The 25,622-nt window shown below is 65.0% G+C and carries 28 protein-coding genes; 16 read left to right on the top strand and 12 right to left on the bottom strand.

Features of this window, described 5'->3' with window-relative positions; genetic code table 11:
* Window positions 1-443 precede the first annotated feature (443 nt).
* From LDH74_RS14565 to LDH74_RS14555, 3 genes are all read left to right on the top strand, one after another.
* Entirely contained in the window at window positions 444-818 is a 375-nt protein-coding gene (locus LDH74_RS14565; RefSeq protein WP_098725471.1) for a translation initiation factor IF-5A, read from the top strand.
* Window positions 818-1,705 carry an agmatinase gene (gene speB, locus LDH74_RS14560; protein WP_226039433.1) on the top strand — a complete coding sequence of 296 codons (888 nt, stop codon included), beginning with the start codon at window positions 818-820 and terminating at the stop codon, window positions 1,703-1,705. The genes LDH74_RS14565 and speB overlap by 1 nt, the downstream gene beginning before the upstream one ends.
* 315 nt (window positions 1,706-2,020) lie before the next feature.
* Window positions 2,021-2,512 carry an 8-oxo-dGTP diphosphatase gene (locus LDH74_RS14555; protein WP_226039432.1) on the top strand — a complete coding sequence of 164 codons (492 nt, stop codon included), beginning with the start codon at window positions 2,021-2,023 and terminating at the stop codon, window positions 2,510-2,512.
* Window positions 2,513-2,544: 32 nt separating this feature from the next.
* On the opposite strand, the gene LDH74_RS14550 is transcribed toward LDH74_RS14555, so the two are convergent.
* The 3 genes from LDH74_RS14550 to LDH74_RS14540 all read right to left on the bottom strand — a co-directional run bounded on the left by LDH74_RS14550 (window position 2,545) and on the right by LDH74_RS14540 (window position 6,763).
* Window positions 2,545-3,519, bottom strand: coding sequence for an NADPH:quinone oxidoreductase family protein (locus LDH74_RS14550; protein ID WP_226039431.1), 975 nt, complete (start codon window positions 3,517-3,519; stop codon window positions 2,545-2,547).
* A 159-nt stretch (window positions 3,520-3,678) separates the two neighbouring features.
* Complete coding sequence (locus LDH74_RS14545) at window positions 3,679-4,602, bottom strand: LLM class oxidoreductase (RefSeq protein ID WP_226039430.1); 924 nt, start codon at window positions 4,600-4,602, stop codon at window positions 3,679-3,681.
* Window positions 4,603-4,792: 190 nt separating this feature from the next.
* The gene (locus LDH74_RS14540; protein WP_226039429.1) at window positions 4,793-6,763 is read right to left on the bottom strand and encodes an aconitate hydratase; all 1,971 of its coding nucleotides are present in this window, start codon (window positions 6,761-6,763) and stop codon (window positions 4,793-4,795) included.
* A gap of 268 nt (window positions 6,764-7,031) precedes the next feature.
* Here LDH74_RS14540 and LDH74_RS14535 point away from each other — a divergent pair, with 268 nt between their 5' ends.
* The 8 genes from LDH74_RS14535 to LDH74_RS14500 all read left to right on the top strand — a co-directional run bounded on the left by LDH74_RS14535 (window position 7,032) and on the right by LDH74_RS14500 (window position 12,398).
* Entirely contained in the window at window positions 7,032-7,514 is a 483-nt protein-coding gene (locus LDH74_RS14535) for a deoxyuridine 5'-triphosphate nucleotidohydrolase (RefSeq protein WP_226039428.1), read from the top strand.
* 86 nt (window positions 7,515-7,600) lie between these two features.
* Window positions 7,601-8,155, top strand: coding sequence for a metal-dependent hydrolase (locus tag LDH74_RS14530; protein ID WP_226039427.1), 555 nt, complete (start codon window positions 7,601-7,603; stop codon window positions 8,153-8,155).
* 96 nt (window positions 8,156-8,251) lie between these two features.
* Window positions 8,252-8,716: a copper resistance protein CopD gene (locus LDH74_RS14525; protein WP_226039426.1), complete on the top strand. Its 465-nt coding sequence runs from the start codon at window positions 8,252-8,254 to the stop codon at window positions 8,714-8,716.
* A 95-nt stretch (window positions 8,717-8,811) separates the two neighbouring features.
* Window positions 8,812-9,246, top strand: a complete 435-nt coding sequence (locus LDH74_RS14520) for a hypothetical protein (protein WP_226039425.1) — start codon at window positions 8,812-8,814, stop codon at window positions 9,244-9,246.
* 72 nt (window positions 9,247-9,318) lie between these two features.
* Window positions 9,319-9,822, top strand: a complete 504-nt coding sequence (locus LDH74_RS14515) for a sensor histidine kinase (protein WP_345778560.1) — start codon at window positions 9,319-9,321, stop codon at window positions 9,820-9,822.
* Window positions 9,823-9,952: 130 nt separating this feature from the next.
* On the top strand, window positions 9,953-10,852 hold the full coding sequence (gene gnd, locus LDH74_RS14510; protein ID WP_226039424.1) for a phosphogluconate dehydrogenase (NAD(+)-dependent, decarboxylating): 900 nt from the start codon (window positions 9,953-9,955) through the stop codon (window positions 10,850-10,852).
* Window positions 10,853-11,008: 156 nt separating this feature from the next.
* Complete coding sequence (locus LDH74_RS14505) at window positions 11,009-11,314, top strand: HalOD1 output domain-containing protein (RefSeq protein ID WP_226039423.1); 306 nt, start codon at window positions 11,009-11,011, stop codon at window positions 11,312-11,314.
* Between the two features lie 697 nt (window positions 11,315-12,011).
* Window positions 12,012-12,398 carry a hypothetical protein gene (locus LDH74_RS14500; RefSeq protein WP_226039422.1) on the top strand — a complete coding sequence of 129 codons (387 nt, stop codon included), beginning with the start codon at window positions 12,012-12,014 and terminating at the stop codon, window positions 12,396-12,398.
* Window positions 12,399-12,495: 97 nt separating this feature from the next.
* Here LDH74_RS14500 and LDH74_RS14495 read toward each other — a convergent pair whose 3' ends face one another.
* Window positions 12,496-12,978, bottom strand: a complete 483-nt coding sequence (locus LDH74_RS14495; protein WP_226039421.1) for a hypothetical protein — start codon at window positions 12,976-12,978, stop codon at window positions 12,496-12,498.
* A gap of 256 nt (window positions 12,979-13,234) precedes the next feature.
* Here LDH74_RS14495 and LDH74_RS14490 point away from each other — a divergent pair, with 256 nt between their 5' ends.
* Complete coding sequence (locus tag LDH74_RS14490) at window positions 13,235-13,495, top strand: hypothetical protein (RefSeq protein ID WP_226039420.1); 261 nt, start codon at window positions 13,235-13,237, stop codon at window positions 13,493-13,495.
* Between the two features lie 8 nt (window positions 13,496-13,503).
* Window positions 13,504-13,788: an ArsR family transcriptional regulator gene (locus LDH74_RS14485; protein ID WP_345778529.1), complete on the top strand. Its 285-nt coding sequence runs from the start codon at window positions 13,504-13,506 to the stop codon at window positions 13,786-13,788.
* A gap of 86 nt (window positions 13,789-13,874) precedes the next feature.
* Here LDH74_RS14485 and LDH74_RS14480 read toward each other — a convergent pair whose 3' ends face one another.
* Entirely contained in the window at window positions 13,875-14,075 is a 201-nt protein-coding gene (locus LDH74_RS14480) for a hypothetical protein (RefSeq protein WP_226039419.1), read from the bottom strand.
* 693 nt (window positions 14,076-14,768) lie between these two features.
* Between LDH74_RS14480 and LDH74_RS14475 the strand changes: the two genes are divergently transcribed.
* Window positions 14,769-15,281: an FxLYD domain-containing protein gene (locus LDH74_RS14475; protein WP_226039418.1), complete on the top strand. Its 513-nt coding sequence runs from the start codon at window positions 14,769-14,771 to the stop codon at window positions 15,279-15,281.
* Window positions 15,282-15,667: 386 nt separating this feature from the next.
* Here LDH74_RS14475 and LDH74_RS14470 read toward each other — a convergent pair whose 3' ends face one another.
* The 3 genes from LDH74_RS14470 to LDH74_RS14460 form a co-directional block, all read right to left on the bottom strand.
* Complete coding sequence (locus LDH74_RS14470) at window positions 15,668-16,033, bottom strand: 4a-hydroxytetrahydrobiopterin dehydratase (RefSeq protein ID WP_226039417.1); 366 nt, start codon at window positions 16,031-16,033, stop codon at window positions 15,668-15,670.
* Window positions 16,034-16,110: 77 nt separating this feature from the next.
* Window positions 16,111-17,361: a hypothetical protein gene (locus LDH74_RS14465; RefSeq protein ID WP_226039416.1), complete on the bottom strand. Its 1,251-nt coding sequence runs from the start codon at window positions 17,359-17,361 to the stop codon at window positions 16,111-16,113.
* A 57-nt stretch (window positions 17,362-17,418) separates the two neighbouring features.
* Window positions 17,419-17,613: a hypothetical protein gene (locus LDH74_RS14460; protein WP_226039415.1), complete on the bottom strand. Its 195-nt coding sequence runs from the start codon at window positions 17,611-17,613 to the stop codon at window positions 17,419-17,421.
* A gap of 86 nt (window positions 17,614-17,699) precedes the next feature.
* On the opposite strand from LDH74_RS14460, the gene LDH74_RS14455 reads away from it, so the two are divergent.
* Window positions 17,700-18,092: a DUF393 domain-containing protein gene (locus LDH74_RS14455; protein ID WP_226039414.1), complete on the top strand. Its 393-nt coding sequence runs from the start codon at window positions 17,700-17,702 to the stop codon at window positions 18,090-18,092.
* Window positions 18,093-18,119: 27 nt separating this feature from the next.
* Here LDH74_RS14455 and LDH74_RS14450 read toward each other — a convergent pair whose 3' ends face one another.
* Complete coding sequence (locus LDH74_RS14450; RefSeq protein ID WP_226039413.1) at window positions 18,120-19,580, bottom strand: lipase maturation factor family protein; 1,461 nt, start codon at window positions 19,578-19,580, stop codon at window positions 18,120-18,122.
* A 203-nt stretch (window positions 19,581-19,783) separates the two neighbouring features.
* Window positions 19,784-21,016, bottom strand: a complete 1,233-nt coding sequence (locus LDH74_RS14445; protein WP_226039412.1) for an MFS transporter — start codon at window positions 21,014-21,016, stop codon at window positions 19,784-19,786.
* 111 nt (window positions 21,017-21,127) lie between these two features.
* On the opposite strand from LDH74_RS14445, the gene LDH74_RS14440 reads away from it, so the two are divergent.
* Entirely contained in the window at window positions 21,128-21,652 is a 525-nt protein-coding gene (locus LDH74_RS14440; protein WP_226039411.1) for a pyridoxamine 5'-phosphate oxidase family protein, read from the top strand.
* A gap of 12 nt (window positions 21,653-21,664) precedes the next feature.
* On the opposite strand, the gene LDH74_RS14435 is transcribed toward LDH74_RS14440, so the two are convergent.
* Together LDH74_RS14435 and LDH74_RS14430 are read right to left on the bottom strand one after the other, a co-directional pair.
* Complete coding sequence (locus tag LDH74_RS14435) at window positions 21,665-24,175, bottom strand: heavy metal translocating P-type ATPase (protein ID WP_226039410.1); 2,511 nt, start codon at window positions 24,173-24,175, stop codon at window positions 21,665-21,667.
* Window positions 24,176-24,252: 77 nt separating this feature from the next.
* Window positions 24,253-25,383: a GNAT family N-acetyltransferase gene (locus tag LDH74_RS14430; RefSeq protein ID WP_226039409.1), complete on the bottom strand. Its 1,131-nt coding sequence runs from the start codon at window positions 25,381-25,383 to the stop codon at window positions 24,253-24,255.
* Window positions 25,384-25,622 lie beyond the last annotated feature (239 nt).

Here is a 25,622-nt window from a genome sequence, read left to right as displayed (position 1 = left end):
TGTCAACTGCTGCCGTAATCGGGCAGTAGAACTTTCCTCGTACGTGTCAATCGAAGAAGTCCGGGTTGGACTGGATGGATGTGAGCTCCGCGGTCCAGCCTGGATGTGAGTTTTTTTTACCCGGACATCCTTCCGGTTGGGATCACTCCTATGAAAACATATGGATTTTCGCCCGCCTGCGGCGAGTTCACGTGACCGTGGCTCGAGCACGACGATCGCCTGGCACTGCCGACCGATCGAGACGAAGCGACCGATTCGGTGAGCCGACGGCCGGTCCAGCCGACCCAGCGCTGTCCTCCCGTCTGGCGTCCCTCCTCGTGCGATTCTCCGAACGGATCGCGGCGAATTGTGGCACCGACTGACATTCGGCAGTACAGTACACCGAACGCGCCCCAGCGGGGCATTCCAAACGGTTTATGGCCGTCGGTTGATTACGCCGGGACATGGCGAAACAGCAGACCGAAGTTCGCGAACTCCAGGAAGGGAGCTACGTCATGATCGACGACGCGCCGTGTAAGATCAATGCCTACTCGACGGCGAAGCCGGGCAAACACGGCAGCGCCAAGGCTCGCGTCGAGGCCGAGGGCGTCTTCGACGGGAAGAAACGATCGCTCTCCCAGCCGGTCGACGCGAAGATCTGGGTGCCGATCATCGAGCGCAAGCAGGGACAGGTCGTCTCCGTCGACGGCAACGACATGCAGGTCATGGACCTCGAGACCTACGAGACCATCACGATGCGCATCCCCGAGGACAAAGACGTCTCTCCCGACGAGGACATCGAGTACCTCGAGATGGAAGACAACCGAAAGATCGTCTGATGTTCCCCGGGGCGACCGACGAACGCGAGGCGACCGACACGGCGGATCGATCCGATCGTGACGGTGATACCGACGCGCGAGGCCGAACGGCCGACCGTGGCGGCGCGAACTTCGCGGTCGTCGGTGCGCCCCTGGACGCAACGACGACCTTTCAGCCGGGGACCCGATTCGGGCCCCAGCGGATCCGATCTTTTGCGGAACCGTTCGACGATTACGACCACCGGACGGGCCGGCGCTTTTCGAACCTAGGCGTCGTCGACCGGGGCGACGTCCGCGCGTGGAACGACGTCGAAGCGTACCTCGAGTATCTCACGAGCAGCCTGCGGGAGTCCGTCTGGAACGATGCCGTCCCCCTGACGCTGGGGGGCGAACACACCGTCTCGCTCGCCGGTGCCCGCGCGGTGGAACCCGAGGTGTTCGTCTGTCTCGACGCCCACCTCGATCTCTACGACGCCTACGACGGCGAGCCGTTCTCGCACGCCGCCGTGACGCGGCGGATCCTCGAGGACGTCGACTCCGTCGAGGAGGCGATCTTGCTCGGCGTCCGTACCGGCAGCGAATCCGAGTGGGACCGCGCGGCCGCGGACGACGTGACCGTCGTCCCGCCCGCGGACGTCAGTGACTGGTCGCTCGGCGACCGACTCGCGGACCGCGAGGTCTACTTGAGCGTCGATATCGACGCCGCCGATCCCGGCTACGCGCCGGGGACCGGGACGATGGAGCCGTTCGGGCTCGAGCCCCGCGAACTCCGCGAGGTCGTCCGCACCGTCGCCCCCCACGCCGGCGGCTTCGACGTGGTCGAGGTCAACGACCGCGACGACGGCCAGGCGGCCGCGCTTGCCACGAAACTGGTACGGGAGTTCGTCTTCTCGCACGCCGACGGGTGAACCGGACCCCTCGTCCCTCGTCAACCAAGTGCGGTGGCGCGCGCTGGGTCGCGGTGAGCAGAGCGAGACCGAACGGAGTGAGGTCTCGAAATGCGAGCGGGGGAGCGAAGCGACCCGTGAGCCAGCGAACCGCGACACAAACACCGTGCGAGGGATGAGCGAGCGAACGCAGTGAGTGAGCGAATCGGTTGGGGAGGGTGTGGCGACCCCCTGTTGCCACGATAGCAGAACGCTCTGTGCGTCGTTCTCTTTTCGGGAGATGCTCGATACGTGCGAGAGCGCACGCTTTTCCGCCTCGAAACGAATCGCTCGGATATGATCGAGGCGACGCTGTGTTTCCCGCTCCGAGATCGCGATACCGAAACCGATCCCGAGGTGCTCCTCATCGAGAAACGCCGCGGCCTCGGCGAGGGCTGGTACAACGGCCCCGGCGGAAAACTCGAACCCGGCGAAACCCCTCGAGAATGCGCGATCCGCGAAACCCGCGAGGAGGTCGGCCTCGAGGTCACGGACCTCGAGAAGGCGGGCGAACTCACCTTTCTCCTCGACGGCGAGGACCACACCGTCTGTCACGTCTACCGCACGCGCTCGTTCGACGGCCGGCCGACCTCGTCCGAGGAGGCCCACCCGGAGTGGGTTTCCGCCGCGGACGTCCCCTACGATCAGATGTGGGCGGACGATCGGCTGTGGCTCCCCGGCGTGCTCGAGGGGAAAACAGTGGTCGGGGAGTTTCGGTTCGAAGGCGGAACGCCGCTGGACGATGCCGAATTCGTCGGTCACGACCTCGAGTGGGACGTTTCGTTTTAGTCGATGGCCGATACGGTGACTCGAGTACCGAATTACGGTTTCAGTACGACCTTCCCCGAACTTTTCCGATCCTCGATGTACTGATGAGCGTCCGCCGCGTCCTCGAGCGCGAACGACTCGCCGAGGATGATCTCGAGGTCGCCGCTCGCGAGTCCGTCGGTCAACTCGGGGACGGCCGTCATAACCCTGCCCGGATCGTGCACGGAGGCCTGCCCGAGGTGGAACCCTTTGACGGTCTTGTTCTCGAAGAGCAGGCGCTGGTTACTGACTTCAGCGGGGACACCGCTGGCGACGCCGTAGGTGACCATCCGGCCGAAGTGGCTCATCGCGTCGAGGCTGCGATCGAAGACGTCGTCGCCGACGCTCTCGAGGACGAGGTCGACCCCCTCACCGTCGGTTTCTTCCTCGACGACCTCTCGGAAGTCCGTCTCGGTGTAGTTGATCGGGTGGTCGCAGCCGAGGTCCGACGCGAGCTCGAGCTTCTCCGCGGTGCTCGCGGTGCCGAAGACCTCCGCGCCGGCGTTCGACGCTAACTGGACGGCGGCCGTCCCGACCCCGCCCGCGGCGGCCTGAATCAGCACTGACTCGCCGGACTCGAGGCCGCCCCACTCGAAGAGACAGGCGTGGGCGGTGAGGAACTGGACGGGGAAGCCGGCGGCTTCCTCGAAGCTCATCGCCTCGGGGATCGGGAAGAGCGACTGGGCGTGGGCGGTGACGTACTCCGCGTAGCCGCCGGTGTCGATCATGCCGACGACGCGGTCGTCCTCGCTCAGCTCGTCGACGCCCTCGCCGACCGCGTCGACCGTCCCCGCGGCTTCCATCCCGGGGACGTACGGCGGCTCGGGACCGCCCGGGTAGTGACCGCGGCGCTGCATGACGTCCGCGAAGTTGATTCCGGCCGCTTCGATCTCGATCCGAACCTCGCCCGCGTCGGGCTCCGGCGTCTCCGCCTCGACGACCGATAGCTCGCTGCTGTCGCCGTACTCGGTTACCTCGATGGCCTTCATGTCTTCCCCTCCGTGCGACAGCCGCATAAAGCTCCGAGAACCGGATGGAACTAATTCGGAGTTGTGAATTCATCCGTTTCGCATCGGGTGATTCGAGGCCGTCTCCCCGCAGCGTCGCGCTCGTATCGACGGGCATTCTGGCTCACCCGATCCGGATCGCTACGGCTGATCGATAATCTCGTCGGCGAACGTCGACAGCGCCGCCTCGCGGTCGTCGTTCCGGATACCGACGATCGCGTGATCGAGCCCCATCGCCTCGAGTCGGGCGAAATACTCCCGGAACCACTCGACCCCGGCCCGGAATCCGAGGTGCAGGTGCTCCGGGTCGGCCGTCGGATCGTCGGTCAACTCGACCTGGACCGCGATGGCGAACGGCTTCTTCCCCGCGGCCTCGCGCCAGTCCGCGAGGTAGTCCTCGAGCGTCCGCTCGGGGAGATGATAGAACAGCCAACCGTCCCCGTGTTCGGCGATCCACTCCCGGGACTGGCGGGCGTGGCCGGTCGGTAGCAGCGGAATCGTCTCCGCCGTCGGTTTCGGGACGACGTCGAGGTCCCCCTCGAGCGATCCCCACCGCCCCTCGAGTTCCGGGAACTCCTCGCGCCAGAGCGTCCGGAGGGCCTCGACGGACTCGCGGAACAGGTCGCCGCGCTCCTCGCGGTCGACGCCGAAGGCGGGGTACTCGGGGTCGCGGTCGCCGGAGGCGACGCCGAGGACGAGGCGGCCATCTGAAAGCTGGTCGACGGTCGCCGCGGACTTCGCGACGTGGATGGGATGGCGGAGCGTGAGGACGACGCTCGAGGTGCCGAGCGCGACGTCGTCGGTGTGGGCTGCCACGTGCGAGAGCCACGGCCAGGTGTCGAACGTCTGGCCCGCGTCGCCGAACTTCGGCCAGTAAGTGGGGACGTCCCGCGCCCAGAGCCCGTCGAAGCCGACCGTTTCCGCGTGTTTCGCGAGTCGGAGTTCGTCCGCGACGGTCGGTGTCGAGCGGTTCGCTCCCGTGAGCGGGAACCCGGCACCGAAGGTCAGGCCGTCGCTCTCGAACAAGCGTCGGTAGCCAACATTTTCGTGTCCACCGGCAGGCATTCGCTCGTGTTATCGCGTGGAGCCCTATGACGATATCGGACGAAGCCAGCCGTCTTCGACGGCGCTATCAGAGCGATGTCTCGAGGTGTATCGTCACTCAGCAGTGACGCACAGAGCGAGTCGCCACTCGCCGGTTGAACAAAAAGTGAAAATTCGAGTCGCAGATCGGCGGCCGAGTCGTCGTCTCCGATCAGTCGTCGGCGGGCGTCGCGCCGCTGCCGCCCTGGGCCTGGTCTTTCGTCCAGGCGAGCTTGCCGCCGGCGGCGAGGATTGCGCGCTCGCGTTCGGAGGCGTCGAGCGTTGCGGTGTACTCGTCGTCGCCGACGCGGACCGTGAACTCTTCCTGTCCGCTGGTGACGGCCTCGTAGACGTCGTCGACGATCTCGATCTGGTCGCCCTGATCGATGTTCTCGTAGGTGTCCTCGTCGATCGTCAGCGGGATGATCCCGAAGTTGAAGAGGTTCGCGCGGTGGATCCGTGCGAAGCTCTGTGCGAGGACGCCCTCGATACCGAGGTACATCGGACAGAGTGCAGCGTGCTCACGCGAGGAGCCCTGTCCGTAGTTCTCGCCGGCGACGAGGAAGCCGCCGTCGGCATCCAGTGCGCGCTGTGCGAAGGTGTCGTCGACGCGGCTGAGGGTAAACTCGCTCAGTTTGGGGACGTTCGACCGGTACATCAGGATGTCCTGCGTCGCGGGAATGATGTGGTCGGTCGTGATGTTGTCCTCCATCTTCAGGAGCGCCTCACCCGAAATGTCAGTGCCGAGCTGGTCCTTCAGCGGGACGTCGCCGATGTTCGGGCCCTTGATGAGCTCGTCGTCGACGGCCTCGTCGGGAGCGATAAGGTCGGTCTTCGACCCATCGTACTCGTCGGGGAGCTCGACGCCGGGGGCCTCGAGGTCGCCGAGTTCGTCGGCGAGGTTGCGCGGATCGACGATTTCGCCTTTGAGCGACGCGGCGGCGGCGACCTCCGGCGAACAGAGGTAGACGTTGTCGTCTTCGATCCCGGAGCGACCCTCGAAGTTGCGGTTGAAGGTTCGCAGCGAGACGGAGTCCGAGGAGGGAACGTGACCGATGCCGATACAGGCACCGCACGTCGCCTCGGAGAAGTTGACGCCGGCGGCCATCATCTCCGCGACCCAGCCCTCGCGGGCGAGCATCTCGGAGGCCTGCTTGGAGCCGGGCGCGACGATCGTCTCGGTCTCCATCGAGGTCTCGCGACCCTCGAGCATCTTGGCGACGGGGAGGATGTCCTCGTAGCCGCCGTTCGTACAGGAGCCGACGATGACCTGCTCGACGGATTCGCCTTCGACTTCGCTGACGGGAACGACCTTGTCCGGCATCGAGGGCTGTGCGATCAGCGGCTCGAGGTCGGAGAGGTCGACGACGATCTCGTCGTCGTAGTCGGCGTCGTCGTCGGGCTGGAGCTCGACGTACTCGTCGCCGCGGTTGACGCGCTGGAGGTAGTCCTCGGTCTGGTGGTCGGTCGGGAAGATCGACGTCGTCGCGCCGAGTTCCGTTCCCATGTTGGTGATGGTCATCCGCTCGGGTGCGGTCAGGGTCTCGACGCCCGGACCGGTGTACTCGAGGATCTTGCCGACGCCGCCCTTGACGCTCAGTCGGCGGAGCAGCTCCAAGATGACGTCCTTCGCGGTGGCCCACTCGGGGAGTTCGCCCTCGAGGCGAACGCTGACGATCTCGGGCATCTCGATGTAGTACGGTGCGCCGCCCATGGCGACGGTGACGTCGATCCCGCCGGAGCCGATGGCGAGTTCGCCGATTCCGCCGGGCGTCGGGGTGTGGCTGTCGGAACCGAGCAGCGTCTTGCCGGGCGCTGCGAAGTTCTCGCGGTGAACGTTGTGGCAGATACCGTTGCCGGGGCGAGAGAAATGTGCCCCGTATTTACCGGCCGCAGAACGCAGGAAACGGTGGTCGTCGGTGTTCTTAAAGTCGAACTGATATGTCTGGTGGTCGCAGTACTGCGCTGCGATCTCGGTCTGGACCTCGTCCAGCCCCATGGCTTCGAACTGGAGCCAGACCATGGTCCCGGTCGTGTCCTGGGTAAGTACCTGGTCGATCTCGATCCCGATCTCCTCGCCGGTCTCGAGTTCGCCCTCGACGAGGTGGTCGTCGAGAATCTTCTCGGTGAGAGTCTGTCCCATAGCACCCAGAACTCGGCTTTCCGTCCTGATAAATCCAGCGTGTTTCTGTGAGCGTTGACCGCCGTATGGGGATCCGAAACGGAGGGTTTCGAGTAAGTATTGCCGATTGAGTCCCGGCTCATCAGTCGAGACGCAGACCCTCGTCGACCACTCACTCCTGGGCGACAGTGTTGTTTCGGTCCAGGGCTTTCGTGTCGATTGGTACCGAGCCGTCGAGCCGCCGCGAACGGATACGCTTTTGCCGTCGCCGCAGCGTTGAGCCAACAACATGTTCCGTTCCGGTGCCTTCGTCGCCGACCACGTCTCGCCGACGACCGACGCGCAGGTCCAGCCCAACGGCGTCGATCTCACCGCCGACGTCGTCTTCGAGCAGCTGGAACCGGGCCGCATCGGCCGGGACGGCAAACAGATCGGCGACCGCGTCGCTCGCCCGCTCGAGGAACTCGAGGAGGCCGATCCCGACACCTACTACCTGCCGACGGGGAGCTACGTCGTCCGCTACGGGGAGCGAATCGCGATCCCGGAGGGCCACGTCGGCTTCGTCTATCCGCGGTCATCGCTCATGCGCAACTCCTGTATGCTCAATACGGCGGTCTGGGACGCCGGCTACGAGGGACGAGGCGAGGGGCTGTTGCAGGTCCACCACGACATCGAACTCGAGCGCGGCGCTCGAATCGCCCAGCTCGTCTTCGCCGAAGCCGACCACGAGGACGTCTACGAGGGGAGCTATCAGGGCGAGAACCTCGAGTAGCCGGTCGCCGAAGCGGCCCAACACGTGCCGGGTGCCGGTTCGCGTACCGTTTTGGCGCTCCCCCGCGTCCACTCGAGTGACACACGATGATGGCGACCACCCACGTGTTTGCCGGGCTCGCGGTCGTCGCGCCGGTCGCGTACGTGGCCCCCGATTTCGCGCTCGCGCTGGCGGTCGGTGCGATCCTCGGCGGGATCGCCCCCGATTTCGACCTCGTCCGTGCGCATCGGCGGACGCTCCACTTTCCCGTCGCGGGACTCGCGGTCGCTGTCCTCGCGGTCGTCCTTGCCGTCGTCTCCCCCTCGACTCTCACGCTCGCGCTCGCCGCGTTCGTCGTCACGGCCTGGCTGCACGCCGCGAGCGATTCGATCGGCGGCGGCCCCGAGATGGACCCGTGGAACGATCGCACGGAGCGTGCGGTCTACGATCACGTTCGCGGCCGATGGATACGCCCGCGGCGGTGGATCCGTTACGACGGTGCCCCCGAAGACGCCGTTCTCGGCGTCGCGCTCGCGATCCCGGCGCTCGTCGTCTTCGACGGCTGGCTCACGGCCGTAATCGCCGGCGGCATCACCGTTTCGCTGGTCTACGCGCTCCTTCGGCGACGACTGGTCGCGTGGACGCCCGACTGGCTCGAGTAGCGGGACGTGATCGAGTAGCGGGACGTAACGGCGAGACTGACTGTCTCTCGGCTGGAAGTCGGAACGCTGATACGGCCGCTCGCCGAGCGGCACCGTATGGTCGACGCGCTCGTCGCCAGAACGACTCACCTGGTCTTTGCTGCCCTCTGGGCCGGCAGCGTCTGCTTCGTCGCCGCCGTCGTCCTGCCACTGGCGCGCGACGGCGCGTTCAATACGACCCACCCGCTCGAGGTCATCTCGGGAAAGCTCACGACCGTCTCCCGGGTGAGCTCTCTCGTTCTGTTTCTCTCGGGAAGTCACCTCGCGGGCACCGTCTACACTGCCGACAGCCTCTTCGGGTCGACCAACGGACGGCTGGTGCTCGCGATGGTCGCGCTCTGGCTGGTCCTGACCGCACTCGTCGAAATCGCGGCGAAGCGCTTCGAGGCCGGGCTTACCGGGAAGAAGATCCGCGAGCCGGCTCGCGAGGCGTTACCGGTGTTCCGAGCGGCCGCCGTCGTTGCCGTCGGACTCCTGGTCGTCGCCGGGCTCCTTTCGGCGAACGTCGGACGGCTTCTGTGACCTGCGGTGCTGACGGACGTTTTTCGACACCGAACCTCTCGGAAACGAACATTCTTGCGAAAGATACTTAGTCGGTTACTGTAAGGTACTCGCTAATGATCAGGGGTAAAGATATGGCCATCTCGCTCCTCGCGGTGGGATCGGCTGCTGTGGCCGGCTACGTCCTCCGTTCCGAGCGATCAGGAACCTGTACGTCGCGATCGAAAGCGGATCTCGGCGCCCGACTCGTCGGCCCAACCGACGTTCCGGACGACGCGACGATCGTCGACGCGTCCGCACGACGACTCGGCGAAATTCCCGGCGCGCGGCGAGCGCTGGACCGAGCCGTTCGTAACGGCGCGCGTGACGAGTGGGAACACATTACGCTCGAGAGCGACGGCGCGTGGTCGGTCGTCGACCGCATCCGTCAGTCGCTGCCCTACTACGACGCCGAAACGGGTGCGTACAACGGTGTCTACGTCCGATACAACGACCGCATCGTCGTTCTGGATGCGATCGGCTGGGCCCACCTCGAGGAACCGATCCAGTAGCCATTTCCGGTATACTGGCACTGTTCCATACCATTCTGCCATAACATTAATCTCGGATAGAAGACGCGGACCATCCAGCACGCGCTCGATCGGGACGGCGACCTCGAGCCGATCGATGTCACCGAAATCGTCGACGACGCCGTCGACGCGTTCGACGCCGCCGACGCAACGCTCTCCGTCTCGACGGCCGACGCCTGCAGCGCGTGGGCCGATCCGGGGCTGCGAGCCGTCGTCGACAACCTCCTCGAGAACGCGCTTCATCACACGGGGCCGGAGCCGACCGTCGAGGTGTCGGTCACCTGCGACGGCGAGGTAGTTCACCTCTCGGTCGCCGACGACGGCCCCGGCATCCCGCCGGCGGAGATCGACGTCGTCACCGGCGAGACCGACATCACGCAGCTGACCCACAGTAGCGGCCTCGGCCTCTGGCTGGTCCGCTGGATGATCGACAGCTACGGCGGCAGCATCTCGTTCGCAGAGTCGGCCATCGGCGGCAGTCGCGTCGAAATCACGCTCGAGGCCGCGCCGGCCGAGCCGTCGGACGCGATGCGACCCGGCAGTCGACCGAGTTCCTGACCCGATTTCGTGGCCAGGCCGGTCCGAGCCGCCACGACGATCGACTGAGCCCGCTGCAGCTATCGAACGGACCTCTCATGGCCGCCACTGAACCGCAATCACTACCACACCGGGCGGCCGACGCCTATCCATGCAACTGGGCCTGATCGGACTCGGACGGATGGGACAGATCGTCGTCGAGCGCACTATCGCAGCGGGCCACGAAGTCGTCGCCTTCGACCTCGACGAGGCGGCCGTCGCGGCGGCGGCCGACGCCGGTGCCGACCCCGCCGACTCGATCGACGACTTCGTCGACCGACTCGCCGACGACAAGCGCATCTGGCTGATGGTTCCCGCCGGGGAGGCCGTCGACGTCACCCTCGAGGAACTCGAGCCCCACCTGGACGGCGACGATATCGTCGTCGACGGCGGCAACTCCAACTTCGAGGACTCCGTCCGCCGCGCCGAGTCCTGTCCCGCGGCGTATCTCGACTGCGGCACGTCCGGCGGCCCCGCCGGTGCCGAACTCGGCTTCTCGCTGATGGTCGGCGGTCCCCAGTGGGCCTACGACGAACTCGAGCCGGTCTTCGACGCCGTCGCGACCGGTCCCGACGGCCACGAACGGATGGGGCCCGCCGGCTCGGGCCACTACGTCAAGATGGTCCACAACGGCGTCGAGTACGCCCTGATGCAGACCTACGGCGAGGGGTTCGAACTGCTCCACGAGGGGCGGTACGATCTGGACCTCGAGAACGTCGCGTCGGTCTGGAACAACGGCGCGGTCATCCGCTCGTGGCTGCTCGAACTCTGTGAGGAGGCGTTCCGCGAGGAGGGAACCGACCTCGGGACGGTCGCCGATCGCATCGAAGGCGGCTCGACCGGCACCTGGACCGTCCAGGAGGGGCTCGAACAGGAGGTCCCCCTGCCGCTGATCTACACCGCGCTGGCCGAACGGTTCGGTTCGCGGGCCGACGACGGCCGGTTCTCGCGGCGCCTCGCGAACCGACTCCGGTACGGCTTCGGCCGGCACGAGGTCCCGAGACGGAACTAATCGTGTGCTGACACCGAACTCCGGAGACACGAATACTCGATTCCGGGCCGGTCGTGACAGCTATTCGACCGACCGCGTCGAACCGTTCTTTTATCCGGAATTGGCGAGGGGAAATATTGAGTCATCTTCTTTGCTCTCCGACCCGGATCGGCGGTTATGAACACATCTCAGTCGCCATCCGCTTCGGGAGAGACGTCTATCAGCATGACCGTCATCGACCTCGTCGCCCAGGCGGACGGCGCCGATCCGCTCGAGACCGAGCCGCTATACCACGCGATCGATCCCGACATCCTCGACTCGCTTCCCGATGCTGACGGTTTTTCACGCCTCGAGTTCTCCTATCAGGGGTATACCGTTTCCGTCACGGACGGTACCGACGGCGTCGAGATCTCGCTCGCGGAAACGGGTGTTTCGGTCGATGAGTCAAGCGGGGACCTCATCGACACCGAATTTTCGACGTAGTCTCGACGCTGACGGGGAAGTCGTGTCGGGAACGGGCAATCATCGTATTTTCGCTGCGGCTTCTGCTTTCTCGAGGGCGCGCCGCTCAGTGGCTGTGATTTTGGTCTCGAGCCGGGGTTTAGGCTCGAACGCAACCGATTGCCGCTCGCTCGAGCGCCCACAGGTGTTGCTACTACTCCGAGCAGTGGTGTCGGTCTCGACGGACGCCTCGGACGCCGATCGAGTCCCTCGTTCGGTCAGTCCCAACGTGATTTGGGGACAGACGTATCATCGGTACCACGGTATACAGAAGTACGGCAGGGCGACGCGCGACATTGAAAGTCACTTAATTTCGCGTGCTGTGTCCCCTGCCAGTATACCACTTCTTACGCGGCCCCAATCCGTACTCGAGAGGCATCTCGAAAGACGTCCGATGCTCGATAGCGCTGCGCGACGGCTCTCGGAGTCACTGCCCCTTAGTGCACACCTGATCGAACGACAGCGATGCGATTCGCGTGATGGCTTCCCGGTGACAGGTTCACCGATCGGACCGTGAGCCGCGCTCGATCGCCGTCGAACTATAGAGCCACTGAAACGAATCACACACTGATCGCGCCGCTATCGTCCGATCTGGCATGCAGTGACTTTCGGTGGCTACTATAGAGCCCGGCGGCTCGCAGTAGCCACTCTTATCAACGTCTTGTCCGATTGAAGTTATATGAACAGGCGGACGGTACTCTACGGGAGCGGTGCAGTATTCATACCGGCACTCGCCGGCTGCTCGAGCGACGAGACCGACGCCGATTCCGACGGTGACGGCGACGATGACGAACCGGAAACGGTCGTCGACGAAACGATCGCCACCGCGTCGAACTACAGCGTCGACGCCGACGCGGGAGACGTGATCTCCGTCGACGTCACCGGATACGAAGGGGGAGCCAGTATCCGTGTCGTCAACGTAGATGGGGCCGTCGAATCGATCTACCGCGAAACCGTCGAGGCCGACGCGTCGTTCGAGGTTGCGATCGAGGACGCAGGCGCGTACGAAATTCGAGCGGATCCACGGGGAGAGACGAAGATTCGGGCTCGGATCATTCGCTCGTAGGCAGCTATCGATACCGCCGGCCGCGGACTGTGTCGACCCCGATCGCCGAGCGAGTACGGCGATGGGATTCCGTACTCGGCCTCGAGAACCCCGGATTTCAGTCGTCTTCGGTCTCGCGCTGGCGCTCACACTCGCGCTCGAGCGCCTCCGGCTCCGGACCGCGATAGGCCGTCGTCAGCGAGCCGCCGGGAGCGGCGATCGAGAGGCCGCTGGAATCGCCGTCGGGTCGATACGGGATCGCCATCGCTGGACCGAACAGCAGGAGGCCGACGCGGCTCGCTTCCGCTCTGATCTCTCGGACGTGGCGTGTCGCTTCGAGACGCGCGTCTCGATCCGCGGTCTCGAGGTCGGCGTGAAACTCGTCCGTTCGGATATCCGCGAGCAACGAGCGCGTGAGTCGATCGAGCGACTCGAGGCGTTCGCGAACGGTGTCGTCGGCCGTCCCGCCGTCGGAACGGAGTTCCGGAGCGGGTCGCTTCGTTTCACTCGGATCACCGCGATCGTGACGGCCTCGAGCGTTCGGTGTCGATACGTCGAATCGGTCGGGGCTTTCAAGGCCCCGTGAATTGTCGTCGGACATGGCTTCCGTAGCACTGATACGGGAGCTACTGCGGATCGGTGTCTGCGCACCGGACCGCTTTTTCGAAGTACCTGGACTGACAGGGCCTCCGTTCGCTTCCGTCCGAGTACCATTTCGTGATCGATCCACTTAGAATATTCGCATATACGAATACTAAAAAATGTAAATGCGTATATGGGGTTGTATGAGATTCTATATGCGAGTGTTCTCGCTTGCATGAGCGGGTTCTATTGCCGAGTAGAACACGGACCTCGGTATGCGGGAACGCGCTGACTGGATGGTTCCGACTGACGACGCTGTTTTGGAGTACACACGGGATGCAGGCGAAGTTCCGCCAGCGGTTATCGGTCGGAATATCGATTCCCATCCGAACTACACCGGACAGCGCTGTCGCATCCTCGCCGATCACGGACTACTCGATCGCGAAAGTGATGGGTATTATTCGCTTACCGAACTGGGTGCTCGGTATCTCGACGAAGATCTCGAGCCGGGCGAATTGGATGACGATTCAGCGTAGGAGAGGACATGCGTCCACGATTAGCCGACTGGATGACGCCGGTTGATCGAGACATCCTCGAGGTACTCCACAATGCTGGCGGGCCTCACGAACTCGTTCTGTCACCCCGAATTATCGCGGAAAACATCGACTGGAGTCGGCAAACCGTCCGAGACCACATAATGGCGCTCCGTGACCGGGGTCTCATCGAGTACTACGACGAAACCGGCGGCATCTACCAACTCTCCGATCGCGGCCGTTCGTATCTCGAGGGGGATCTCGATGCCGCCGATCTCGAGTCCGAGAGCGAATAACAGAAGTGGTGATATAATTTCTTTCCCCGAATGAAAGAAAGAAAGTGAAGCACCCGATTTGGTAAGTACGTATGCGAACGGAACGATCAAGACTTCTTTTTGAAATGTGCGATTCCGTTTTTATATATAAGCACATATGATATAATTGGTACAATTAACTGTAATGGGATAGTATAGAACATTTGTGTGACTGGATCAGGTGGCGAAATGATTGCTGCTATTATGTTCGCAAGCGCAGATAACAGAACCATTACCGCTAAAAACTGGAGGAGTTTTTCCAAGTTCATGTCTTCGTTATATTGTCTATGCAATATATGCCTTCTGTCATAGGCGGGTTCTGTATCAGGATTATGCCTTCGTCTCGTGTTCGCCTCCCTGAACGCTACTTACTTCACCTGTACTGAACGGCAACTACATTTGCGAACTGAGCAATGGAGTCAGAAATCACAGATCGCCGCTTCTTGTTTTGCAACGTCTGAACCCGTCAAAGTACTATCGCGGACCTCCTCCACAATACCCAGATGTGCGAACAAACATTCTCCCTCAGTATCCTTCGCGTGAACCTCAGGGCCGATTGAACCGCCACTCGAGTAGCATTCCTTCCCAGTTGGATGTCGGTTTGCAGTAGCGCAGTCGCTCCCCAGAAGAACGGAGATACCGATCCGGTACGCGAGACTGGCGCGACAACGGTCACGCCGCCATTCGGATCCCCGTCGGGCACCCGGAGCGATGGCACCGACCATCCCTGTCCGTTCGCGTTCCCCCACGTTTGTAGGGCTAGATCACTTCACTCCTAACCAGACGACTATCCGTTTCATCAGTTCGTCCCTGAAAGTCTCTCTCTCTATACACCACTAAGGCCGATCCCGCTATCCCAACTGCCGAATCCCGGAGCCGTTTCCGGTTTGCCCGACTTTCCTTTGAAGGCCGAACTGGTACCCTGCTCAGAGAGTTAAGGTTGATTACGGTTATCAACTACTATGGATCGGAGAACGTTCGCAGCGACCGCTGGAGCAACGCTCGCAAGTGTCGGCCTCGCCGGCTGTAGCGCCATCAATGATAACGATAATAGTGGTAATAGCGGTGATGGCAACCAGACGAACGGATCCGGCGAGAGCGACGCCGCCGACGAACTCGATTGGGAGGAAATCGAGGCAGAGATCGGCCAGACGCCGGACAACGTCGAGCTCTCGGAGAGCCGCCTCGTGGAGACCCAGGAAGGCGCGGCGGTGATCGGAACCATCCGGAATACGGGACAGAACCCCTACTCGGTCCTCGAGGTAGAGGTGACGCTGAACGACGGCGACACCATCATCGGCGAGTGGGTGGACACCACCGAGGAGGAGATCAACAACCTCGGCTCCGGCGAGACCTGGCGATTCGAGGCGGCCTTCGACGACGAGAATGTCTACGACGTGACGGGGTACACGATCACCATCGACGGCGACATCGAGGACCTCGAGGGCGACGGCGCCGGGAATAACACCAGCTGACCACCGAGCGGACCACTGTCGGACCCCCCGACGGAGCCGGAGCCTCGCAACGAGCCGTCGCGTGCGGCTCGAGGACCCCCTTGGCCCGGAGGGTCCCCGACTTCCTTTCCTGCACTACTTCGCGAGCACCTGCAGGTGTTCTGGGCGCGTACGCCCTGAAACCGCTTGAACCAAATGATCTCATCAGGACCGTTGAAAAATTCTCATTTGAGTAGAAATCCGTGTGATATTAATCTAGTACTGCTATGTATGTCGCCTATACTTGCCGCGAATTGCACGAGTCTGTCTAAATAAAGAACGCGTACTACTATTTATTGGCAAATATCACCTCTGAAGAAGGCCGCTTCACATGCAACGGAGGTGTGTCTGCGGTCGGCTCGCCAGCGCTACGCGCCTTCGTCGGGTTCGTACTCCGCGTAGATGCGGTCCATCCGAGCGGCCATCACGAAATCGGTCTTGTGGAGCCCGTCGATCTTGTGCGTCCACATCTCGATCGTTACCTCGCCCCACTCGAGTTGGATATCCGGATGGTGCCACTCTTCCTCCGCCAACTCGCCCACCTCGTACGTGAACTCGAGGGCGTCCCGGAAGTCCTCGAACGCGTACGTTCCCTCGAGATGGTGGTCGTCGACGACGTCCCAGACATCGTCGCGAATCTCCGCGAGATAGTCGGCGTACTCGTCGGACTCGAGGGGCTCGTCTTCGCTCGTACAGGCCTCGCACTCCTGGTCGGCGAGCGCTGGTTCGGACATGGACGATACTACGACCGGGAACGACGTGAAGATTCGGGGGAGGCCGTGTCGTCTCGAGGGGCCGAAAACAAACCGAATCAGACGGGTTCCCGAAGCGCCCAGACATCCTCGAGCGGCTCGAGCCGGTGCGGTTCCGCTCCCCGCTCGGTGAGAATTCCGGTGTGGTACAGCATCGCCTTCAGCTGGAACACCGTCGGCGAGTGATAAACGGAGCCGTCCTCGAGCGCGGAGCGCCGGAGTTCGCCGTCCTCGGTCAGCACCCGGCTTCGGACGCCGTCGTCACCCCGGATGAACAGTTCGACGGTGAACGATGGATGGAGTTCGTGCAGGTAGGTGACCGCGTCAACCAGCGACGGCTCCGTGATCCCGTCCTCGTGCATGGTTTGTAACTCCGTGACCAGCAGTTCGGTCGCGGGATAGGCGAAGAGCACCCGCCGGGCCAGCCGGCCCCACGCGGGCGCGAGATCGACGAACCGCGCTCGCGATCGGTACCAGTCCTCGAACTCCGCGAGCGCCGCCTCTACGGAGCCACAGCGGGTCGTGGCGAATCGAACGACTTCCTCGCCGAGCGACGTTAGTTCGACGCCCTCGAGACCGACCTCGTCCTCGATCAACCCCAGGAACGCGGCACCCTGTCTGGCGCTATCGACGGCGCTCACGACATCGTACTCCGACAACAGCGCCGCGGTGTCGCCCGCCGCGTAGTGGGCGAGCGGATAACCGAGGTAGTTCTTCGGATGGTTCAGCCCGAACGATGCGTCCGCGACCCCCTGCGCGCTCGCCTGGAATCGCAGCGCCGTCGCCTCGCTCGTCGTCCGATTGCCGACGACGCGGGGCACCTCGAGCGCGTCGACCGCCCCCGCGGAATCGACGCCGAGAACGCCGACGTTCAGCTCTCGCGCGAGCGTCCGATCGGTCTCGGAGATCGCGGCCGCCGGCGCGGCCAGGTAGGCCGCGTTCGCCTCGTGGAGCCGATCGTAGGCCTGCACGATTCCGAGTTGGGTGTCGACGCCGCCGCTCGTCTCCCCCTTCGCCTCGATGGCGATCAGCGGCGGCTCGTCGCCGAGGCGCTCGACGGCGAGGAGATCGGACTCGAGGGTTCGAACCCCGACGAGGTCGGGGTAGCCGCCGCCGATCCGGACGTGATTGAACGGTGCCAGAGCGTCGCGAACCGCCGGCTCGACGGGGTGGCCCGGCAGCCACTCGGCTTTCGAGAACTGGGTGTCGGCCACCGCGTAGGCCGTTGACTCGTCGTCCGCCGGAAAGAGCCGCCGCTTCGCGTGGGCCAGCACCTGCGGTTCCGAGAGCGACCGGGCCGCGCTACTCATGGCTCCCCATTGGCCAGCTGTCCCAATAATGTTCTGGCGACGGAGCGACGAACCGGTTCACCCCTCCTCGACGGCGAACGCGCCCGGCTCGAGTTCACCGGTAATTCCAGCGACAACGGCTCCCGTCCCGAGTAGGGCGAGGACGATACCGCCAACCCACGGAACCGATCCGTAGTCGGCGAACGCGGCGAGCCAGCACGCGCCGACGAGGACGACGCCGCCGGCGACGATCAGCCGAACGAACCGCTCCATGGGTGTCGCTTCGCCGGCCCGATCCAAGTATTCCGGTGCTCGAGACCGAGAACAAGCGTTAGTAGCTCGAGGCCCCACGTCCCTCTATGAGCGAGAGCGAGACGATTCTCGTCTACGACGACGACTGCGGCTTCTGTACCTGGTGGGCCGACTACTTCGACGAGCGGACGGCCCTCCGTATCGTCGGCTTCAGCGACCTCACCGACGAGTTACGCGCGCGACTGCCCGACGACTACGAGGACTGCTCGCATCTGGTGACCGACGACGCGGTGTACTCCTGCGGGGCGTCGATCGAAGAGGCGCTCACCCGCACCGACGTTGGCGGCCCCGTCGACGATGTCGTCGAGTTCCTCCGGCAGTTCGAGGACTACGAACGGTTCCGCGAGCGCGGCTACCGGTGGGTCGCGGACAACCGCGACCGCTGGGGCCGGTATCTCTCGAAGACGCCGCCGGCGCGTCGGGGATCCGACGACGGCTGAACTGCGTCCCAAATACGGGCCGCCGAATCATCCCGATCGCCGCTGGCGACCCCGCAACTCCTCGAGCGAGACCGGCTGCACGTACGTTCCGACGCGCTCTCGAGCCCACCAGCGGCCGCTTTCGCTCCGCTCCTCGGACGTGGTGTACCGGTAGCGGTACCGGACCGCACGGACGCGTGTCGGCGGCTCCCCGTCGAACGGATCTTCGGCGAGCAGCGCGAGCGTCTCCTCGTCGGCCTCGAGCAGTTTCGCGAGGAATCGCGGGAACCACGGACTCCGGCGGGGGGTCGGCGACATGGCGGCGAACCACAGCTGCCAGTCCAGCCGGAGGTGGTAGGGCGCGATCTGTGACGGCCGGCGCTCCGGATCGGTCGGCTTCCCCCTGAACCGATAGGATCGCCACTCCGTCTCCGGCGTGAGCTTCTCGTCGTCGGTGCCCTCGACGACGATCTCGTAGCGATCTCGCGTTATCGATCCGAACGCACCGTAGGTGTTGACGAGGCTGAGCGGATCGAACGACGTGTTCATGAGCTGGCTCTCTGAGAGCATGTTCCGCACCGGCCGGACGCTCAGGACGACCACGATCGCGGCCAGGATGACCGCGAGGACCTCAAGATAGAGCGGCGTCGGCGCGGTCGCGGGCGCGGAAACCGGGAGCGCGGCCGCGAGCACGCCGTCGCTGAACGTCGGAATCGCCAGCACGATCGTGAGCGCGTTCAACCAGGCGAAGTTACCGGTGACCAGCAACCACCCCTGAAACCCGATCGTCGCCAGCCCGGCCAGCGCCGAGACGGGCTGCGGTGCGAAGTAGCAAAACGGTATCAGGAGCTCGAGGATGTGATTTCCGAACGTCTCCATGCGGTGGAATCGATCCGGGAGGCGGTGGGCGAACCAGCTCACGGGGTTCGGGATCGGCTGCGTCTCGTAGTGGTAGTCCATGGCGGTCAGATCGCGCCAGCAGTCGTCGCCGCGGAGCTTGATCAGCCCGGCACCGAACATGTTGCGAAACAGCACCCACTGCAGGAGCAGGATCACGACGAAGGGCGGCGCGACCGAACCTGCCCCTAGAAAAATCGCCAGAAAGCCGGTCTCGCAGAGCATCGACTCCCAGCCGTAGCCGTAGAAGGTCTGGCCCGCGTTCACGAAGGAGAGATAGAGCGCCCACAGCGCGGCCCACAGAGCCATCGAAACCGGTGTCGCGAATCCCACGGGGAGCCAGTACGGCACTCCCACGAGCGCCAGCGCCGAGAGCACCACGCCGGTCCAGGCCGCGATACCGATCGCACGGTCGCTCGGCACGACGTAGAAGAGGCTCGGCCGGTCCCAGAACGAGACGCCGTCGACGTACCGCTCGAGCGGCAATAACCCGTCCTCGCCCGCCAGCGGTCGAAACTGATGCGCAGCGACGAGAAAGGCGAGCAGGTACAACAGCGCGAGGCCCCGCTGGAAGACGAACCGGACGAGCCAGTAGCCGTCGCCCTGCCACATGGTCGGCGGTAACTCCGCGGACGGTCAAAGGAGTGGCGCGTCTGAGCGCGCGGTCGGCTCCTGTATTCGATTCTGCTGGGACCCGCCGATCGATCGCGTCGTCGGACTGCTTTTGCATATGAGGAAAAGGGTTGCATATCATGCAAAGCCGAGTCCGAGCGGACTCTCGGCCCGAGAAATAGACCCGACTGAGACGTGAGCGACTACTCGTATCGATACCGCAACACGCCGCCGGCGACCGCCACGACGAGCCCCCCGGTCGCGAGGATTCCCAGCCCCGGTGCGTACGAGCCGGTGAGGTCGTAGAGCACCCCGATCAGTACCGGGCCGAGAAAGCCGCCGATCTCGCCGACGGCGAAGATGAACCCCACGGCCGTCCCGGTCAGCCGAGCGCCGATCCCCTCGAGTGCCGGCGGGATCGCCCGAATGAGCGGCGAGAGGCCGCCGTACCCGAAGCCGGTGACGACGACGCTTCCGAGGAGCACGAGTCCGAGATCGCTCGAGAGCACGCCCGAGATTCCGAGCGTGGCGACGAGCCCGCAGGCTATCAGGGCGGTGCGGCGAGCGCCTAATTGGTCGGCCGCCACGGGAACGGTCAGCACGCCGACGACGTTGGCGGCGACGAGCAGGCTCGTCGTCCGTCCCGCTCGATCCGGCGAGTAGCCCCGCGACTCGAGCAGCGTCGGGAGCCACCCCTGTATGCCGTGGGCGATCAGGAGATACATCGTCCCGATGACGACCACGAGCTGTAGCTCGCGGTGGGTGAGCACGAGTTCAAGATCTCGCCGAATCGCCGCGAGCGAGAGCGACGAGTCCGCCGCGTCGGCGTCGTTGGCCGCGCGGTTTCGGGCGTCGATCCCCAACCGGCGAGCGACGACGAACCACAGGAAGCCGTAGCCGATCGCGACGATCCCGCTCCAGAAGAACAGCTCGCGCCAGCCGCCCAGCAGCGGGCTCAGAATCGGTCGCCCGACGGCGAACGCGCCGGCCGTTCCCGCCGACGCGCCGACGAGGTAGATCGAGGACGGGACGCCGGTCTCGTCGGGCGGAAACAGCACGGAGACGAGTTTCGGCAGCCCGAAGGTGATGGCCGTCGCGCCGACGCCGATCAGCAGCGTCGCCGCGAGTAGCGACGGAAACCCGGCCGCGAAACTGCGGCCGACTTGGGCGACGCCGTAGATCAGGATGCCCGCTGCGAGGCTCCGGCCCGGCCCGACGCGGTCGATGACCAGGCCCGTGAACAGCGCGATCGGAATGTAGGTCAGCGGGACCGCACCCGCGACGACGCCGGCCTGCGTGCCCGAGAGACCGAGATCCGCGATGATCGTCGTGAGAGATGCCGGCAGCGAGAACCAGATAAACATCAGGCAGGTGTAGCCGCCCGTCCCGACCACGACGGCCGCGTACGCGCGACGCCGACTCATCCGTGCAGTCATCTGCACGTGGCTGAGTGACCGCGGCCCGAGTAAGTTCGCGTAGCGGTACGACTCCCCGGAACCGGCGTCGCCCCGGACAGCTCTTTTTGCACCGGTATCGTCCGTCGTCCCATGACGCCCGACGAACGCGCCTTCCTCGAGCGGGCCCGCGTCGGCTCGCTGGCGACGGTCGACGAGGAGAATCGCCCGCACGCGGTGCCGATCTGTTTCGCGCTCCTTGAGCGTCCACGGGTGGCGAGTCCGACGGATGTGACGAATCGGACGGCCTCGAGCGAGTCACGGAGCGCTGACGACGGAGCCGCCGTCCGAATCGTCTCGGCGATCGACGAGAAGCCGAAAGCGACCCGCGACCTCCGGCGCGTTCGGAATATTCGGACGAACCCGCAGGTGACGGTGCTCGTCGACCGCTATCGCGAGGGCTGGTCGCGCCTCGCGTGGGTTCAGGTTCGCGGTCGTGCAGGGATTCTCGAGCCCGACGCCTCAGAACACCATTCAGCCGTGCACGCACTCGAGTCCAAATACGACCAGTACGCGACCCACGATCTCGACGAGCGGCGGATCGTTTCGATCTACGTCGATCGAACCGTTTCGTGGGGCGCGCTCGAGGACGTCGAGGAGAGCGTCGAAGAGGAATGACGGCCGTGACGGTCAGTCGCCGACGAGCGATCGCTCCGCGTTCCCGACGATGAGGAGTGTGCCGACCACGACGGCGACGGTCGTCACCAACGGGTTCACGATCCCGAGGACGGCTGGGGGAATGGCGAGCGCGTTGTAGACGAACGCGAGCCCGAGGTTCTGCCTGATTCGGTTGCGTGCGGCCCGCGCGAGCGCGAACGCCCGCTCGACCGCGGCGAGGTCGTCGTCGACGATCGCCACGTCGGCCGCGTCGGCGGCGAGCGCGGTGCCGCTCCCCAGCGAGATTCCCAGATCGGCCGCGGCGAGCGCGGGCGCGTCGTTCGTCCCGTCGCCGACCATCGCGACTCGGCTGTCGCCTTTCATCCGCCTGACGGCCGCCGTTTTCCCGTCGGGCGAGACGCCGGCGAAGACGTGATCGACGCCGGGATGTTCCGCGAAAGTCTCGGAAGCCGTCCCGTCGTCGCCGGTCAGGACCACGACGTCGATACCGTCCGCGTCCAGCGCCGCGATCGTCTCCTCCCACGCCTCGCGGGGTTCGTCGCCGACGATCACGACCCCCTCCGCCGTCCCGTCTCGGCCGACGACGACCGGGAGCCGCCCCGCTTCTCGAGCGCGCTCGAGTCGCGCCTCGAGTCCGTCACCGAGCGTCCACCCGAGTTCCCGGAAGAGGTCGGGGTGACCGACGAGCACCGTTCGACCGTCGACGGTTCCCTCGACGCCGGTCGCGTGGGTGTGGAAATCACTGACCGCTCGGTCACCCGCCGCGGCCGCGCCGCCGTCCGCGCGAGCCGACCCGCTCGCGTCACCCTCCTCGTTGCGGCCGTCGCTTCCGTCGAACGCGGTCGCGATCGCCGCCGCCGCCGGGTGGGCCGCGCGCTGCTCGAGGGCCGCGGCGGCCGCCAGGAGGTCGTCGGGCGCGTCGGCCTCGAGCACGGACATCTCGCCGGTCGTCAGCGTTCCGGTCTTGTCGAAGACGACGACGTCGATTGCGCGCAGCCGCTCGAAGATCGTCTCGTCGAAGACGACGATTCCGCGTTCGAGCGCCGCCTCGAGGCTCGTCGCGACGGAGTAAGACGTCGCGAAGCCGAGCGCCCACGGGCTCGCGACCATGAGAGTCATGCAGACGGCCAGCGCGGCCGTCATTCCGCTCGCACCGAAGAGGAGGGATCCCGCGCCGACGACGACGGCGGCGGCGAGGACGATCGGGACGAGCGGCGCGGCGAGTTCGTCGGCCCGGCGCGTGACGCCGTGGTCCGCGCTCTGGACGTTCCAGACGACCCGCGTGAGTCGGTCGATGCTGCTGGTCGTCCGCTCGCCGACGTCGACCACTGCTGCGTCGGTCGTGACGACCGAGCCGCCGACTACCTCGTCCCCTTCGCGTTTCGTCACCGGGAGCGACTCCCCGGTCACGACGGCCTCGTCGACCGCGCACTCGCCCTCGGCGAGGGTCCCGTCGACGGGAACCCGTTCCCCCTCGCGGACGAGCACCCGATCGCCGGACTCGAGGTCTGCGACGGGCAGCTCCGTCGTCGAGCCGTCCGACGCGTACAGCCGGGCCGTGTCGACCTGCGAGACGGTCAGGTCGGTCAGCCGGTCCGTCGCGCGGCGCTTGACCGTCGCCTCGTAGTAGGTCGCGCCCATCACGATCGAGGCCACGACGATCGTTAGATCGAAGTAGAGGTCGTTGCGTCCGAGTCCGGAGACGGCGACGCTGTAGACGTACGCGCTGCAGATCGTCAGCGCCGCGAGCAGGTCCGTCGTCGGTCGTCGGAGTTTCAGGCTGACGTACGCGCCCCGCAGGAGCGGCCCGCCGGTCAGGTAGAGGATCGCGGCCGTCATCACCAGAAACAGGGGCATGTACATCGGGCCGCTGAAGCCGGTAAAGGCGTCGTCGAACTGCGAGAGCGCGCTCCAGTCCGTGAAATCCGTCAGAAACATCGGATAGAGGACGGCCAGAAACGGCAACAGGAGGAATGAACCGAAGACGACGCCGACCACGTACCGCATCTCGAGCATGTCGTCCGAACGGCGCTTCCGGAGGCCGGACATCTCCCGCGAGCGCCGTGTCCCGCCGGTCTCGTCGTCGGCGGTCGCGTCCTCGCGCAGGTACGCCGTGTAGCCGACCGTACTCAGCGCGTCCTCGAGCGCGTCCGTCGAAACCCGCTCCGGGTCGTGGTCGACTCGGACCGTCTCCGTGACGTAACTCGCCTCGGCGTCGCTCACGCCGTCTCGGTCCTCGGCGACGGCCTCGAGGAACGCCTCGCAGGTCGCGGAGTGCATTCCGTCGACTCGGAAGAAGGTGCGGACGGAGCCGTCTCGATCGGTGTCGTCCGTCCCGCCGTCAGCCACGTCACCGCTGTCGGTCCCGCTATCACCGTCGCCCGCGCCGAACTCGGCGGCGACGTCGCGACAGCCGGTCGAACAGAAATCACTCACCGCAGACTCGCCGGTCGTCTCCGAGAGCGGCGAGCCGCACAGTCGACAGCGGTTGCGCCGGTCGTCGCCCGCGCGTCGATCGCTCACGGTAGTGGCTGCGGGTTCGACGGCAATAACGGTGGTCGATTCCGACCGCCCCGTCGTCGCCCGGCGGCCCGCCTCGCTCAGGTCGTGTCCAGATCGAGCCGAGAGAACGTCCACGACGCGATCGAACTCGACTCGAGGTCGACCTCCTCCCCGAGATTCCGCGCGAGGAGCGTCCGGGAGGTCGGACGGATCAGCGCGGACAGCGGCAATCGGGTATCGGGATAGAACCGGAATCGGAGCGGCGCGGGCAGCGTTTCCCCGAACGCCTCGACGTAGCTCCGGTCCGCGCAGTCGTCGAGCGCCGAGACGAGCAGGCGGTTGAGCGCCCCGGACTCCGATCCGATCGTTCGAGGGAGCGCGTCGACGATTCGGGCGTACTCGTCCGCGCTTGAGACGACGAGTGCGGCGATCGGGTCGCCGTCCCGCCGGGCGACGTAGGCCACGTACGAGTGTACAGGGTTGTCGAACCGCCAGCGATAGAACGCCGCAGTCCGGTTCGTGTGGATCGCGTCAGGAATCGACCGTCGATAGATCGACGCGAGCGTCTCTGTCGGCGGCGTCTCGTAGTACTCCACCGCGAGGTCGGAGTCGGATTCGACGAGCAGTCGATCGCCGGCCCGCTGGGAGGTCGCAATGGCGTCCTCGAGCGTGTCCGTGACGGCGGTGGCCGGACCGTCGTCAGCCGGCTGGGCATCAGTGACGTCTCTCCTCGGCCCGGCGTTGATCCGGTCCTCGAGGACGCTAATGGGGTTTTGCGGCCGGTAGTACGCCGGCACCGTCCCGATCTCGCGCCAGCCGTGTGCCAGGTTGCCGGGCTTCGAGTTCTCGTTCGGGAAATTGAAGAAAAACGACGGCTCCCCGTCGGTGTAGCGCTCGATGGCCCGCTCGTTCATGCGACCGAACAGCCCGCGCCCGCGATGATCCGGGTGCACCATCGTATCGCAGGGCTGGAACGCGGTCCGGACGGCTCCACCGATGCGCATCTCCTGGGCGAAAAACGACCGAAACCCGACGGGGTCGCCGCCCTCGCTCGCCACGAGGATCGGGACGTGATCGACGTACGGATTCTCGTCGAACTTCCAGTGAAACCAGTCCGCGTTCCGCTGGTGGCCGAACACCGATTCGTACAGCGACAGGAACGCCGATCGGTCATCGGATTCGAACGCGCGGACGGTGTATCGCGTCGCCGTTCGTTTGCGTGTACTCATGGTGGTGGCCGTTTCACGGCTGTCTGCAGGTCAACCGAGAGATGTCCCGCAATGCGGTCGTGATAGTCTGCTATTCCCGTCGGAGTGGAATGGTGGTTTGCCTTGAATACGCCGATCCGACAGGTCGTGAATTACTCGATAATTCGACTAGTAATCGGTCCGCTCGAGCCGATCAACGGCGGACCTCGACCGGTCAAGAACTCGATACTATCGTCGCTCCGTCCGTCTCGAGAGTCGGC

This window comes from Natrinema sp. DC36 (assembly GCF_020405225.1).
Taxonomy (GTDB): Archaea; Halobacteriota; Halobacteria; order Halobacteriales; family Natrialbaceae; genus Natrinema.
The sequence above is the reverse complement of the archived record's forward strand: the minus strand, read 5'-3'. Positions and strand labels throughout refer to the sequence as shown.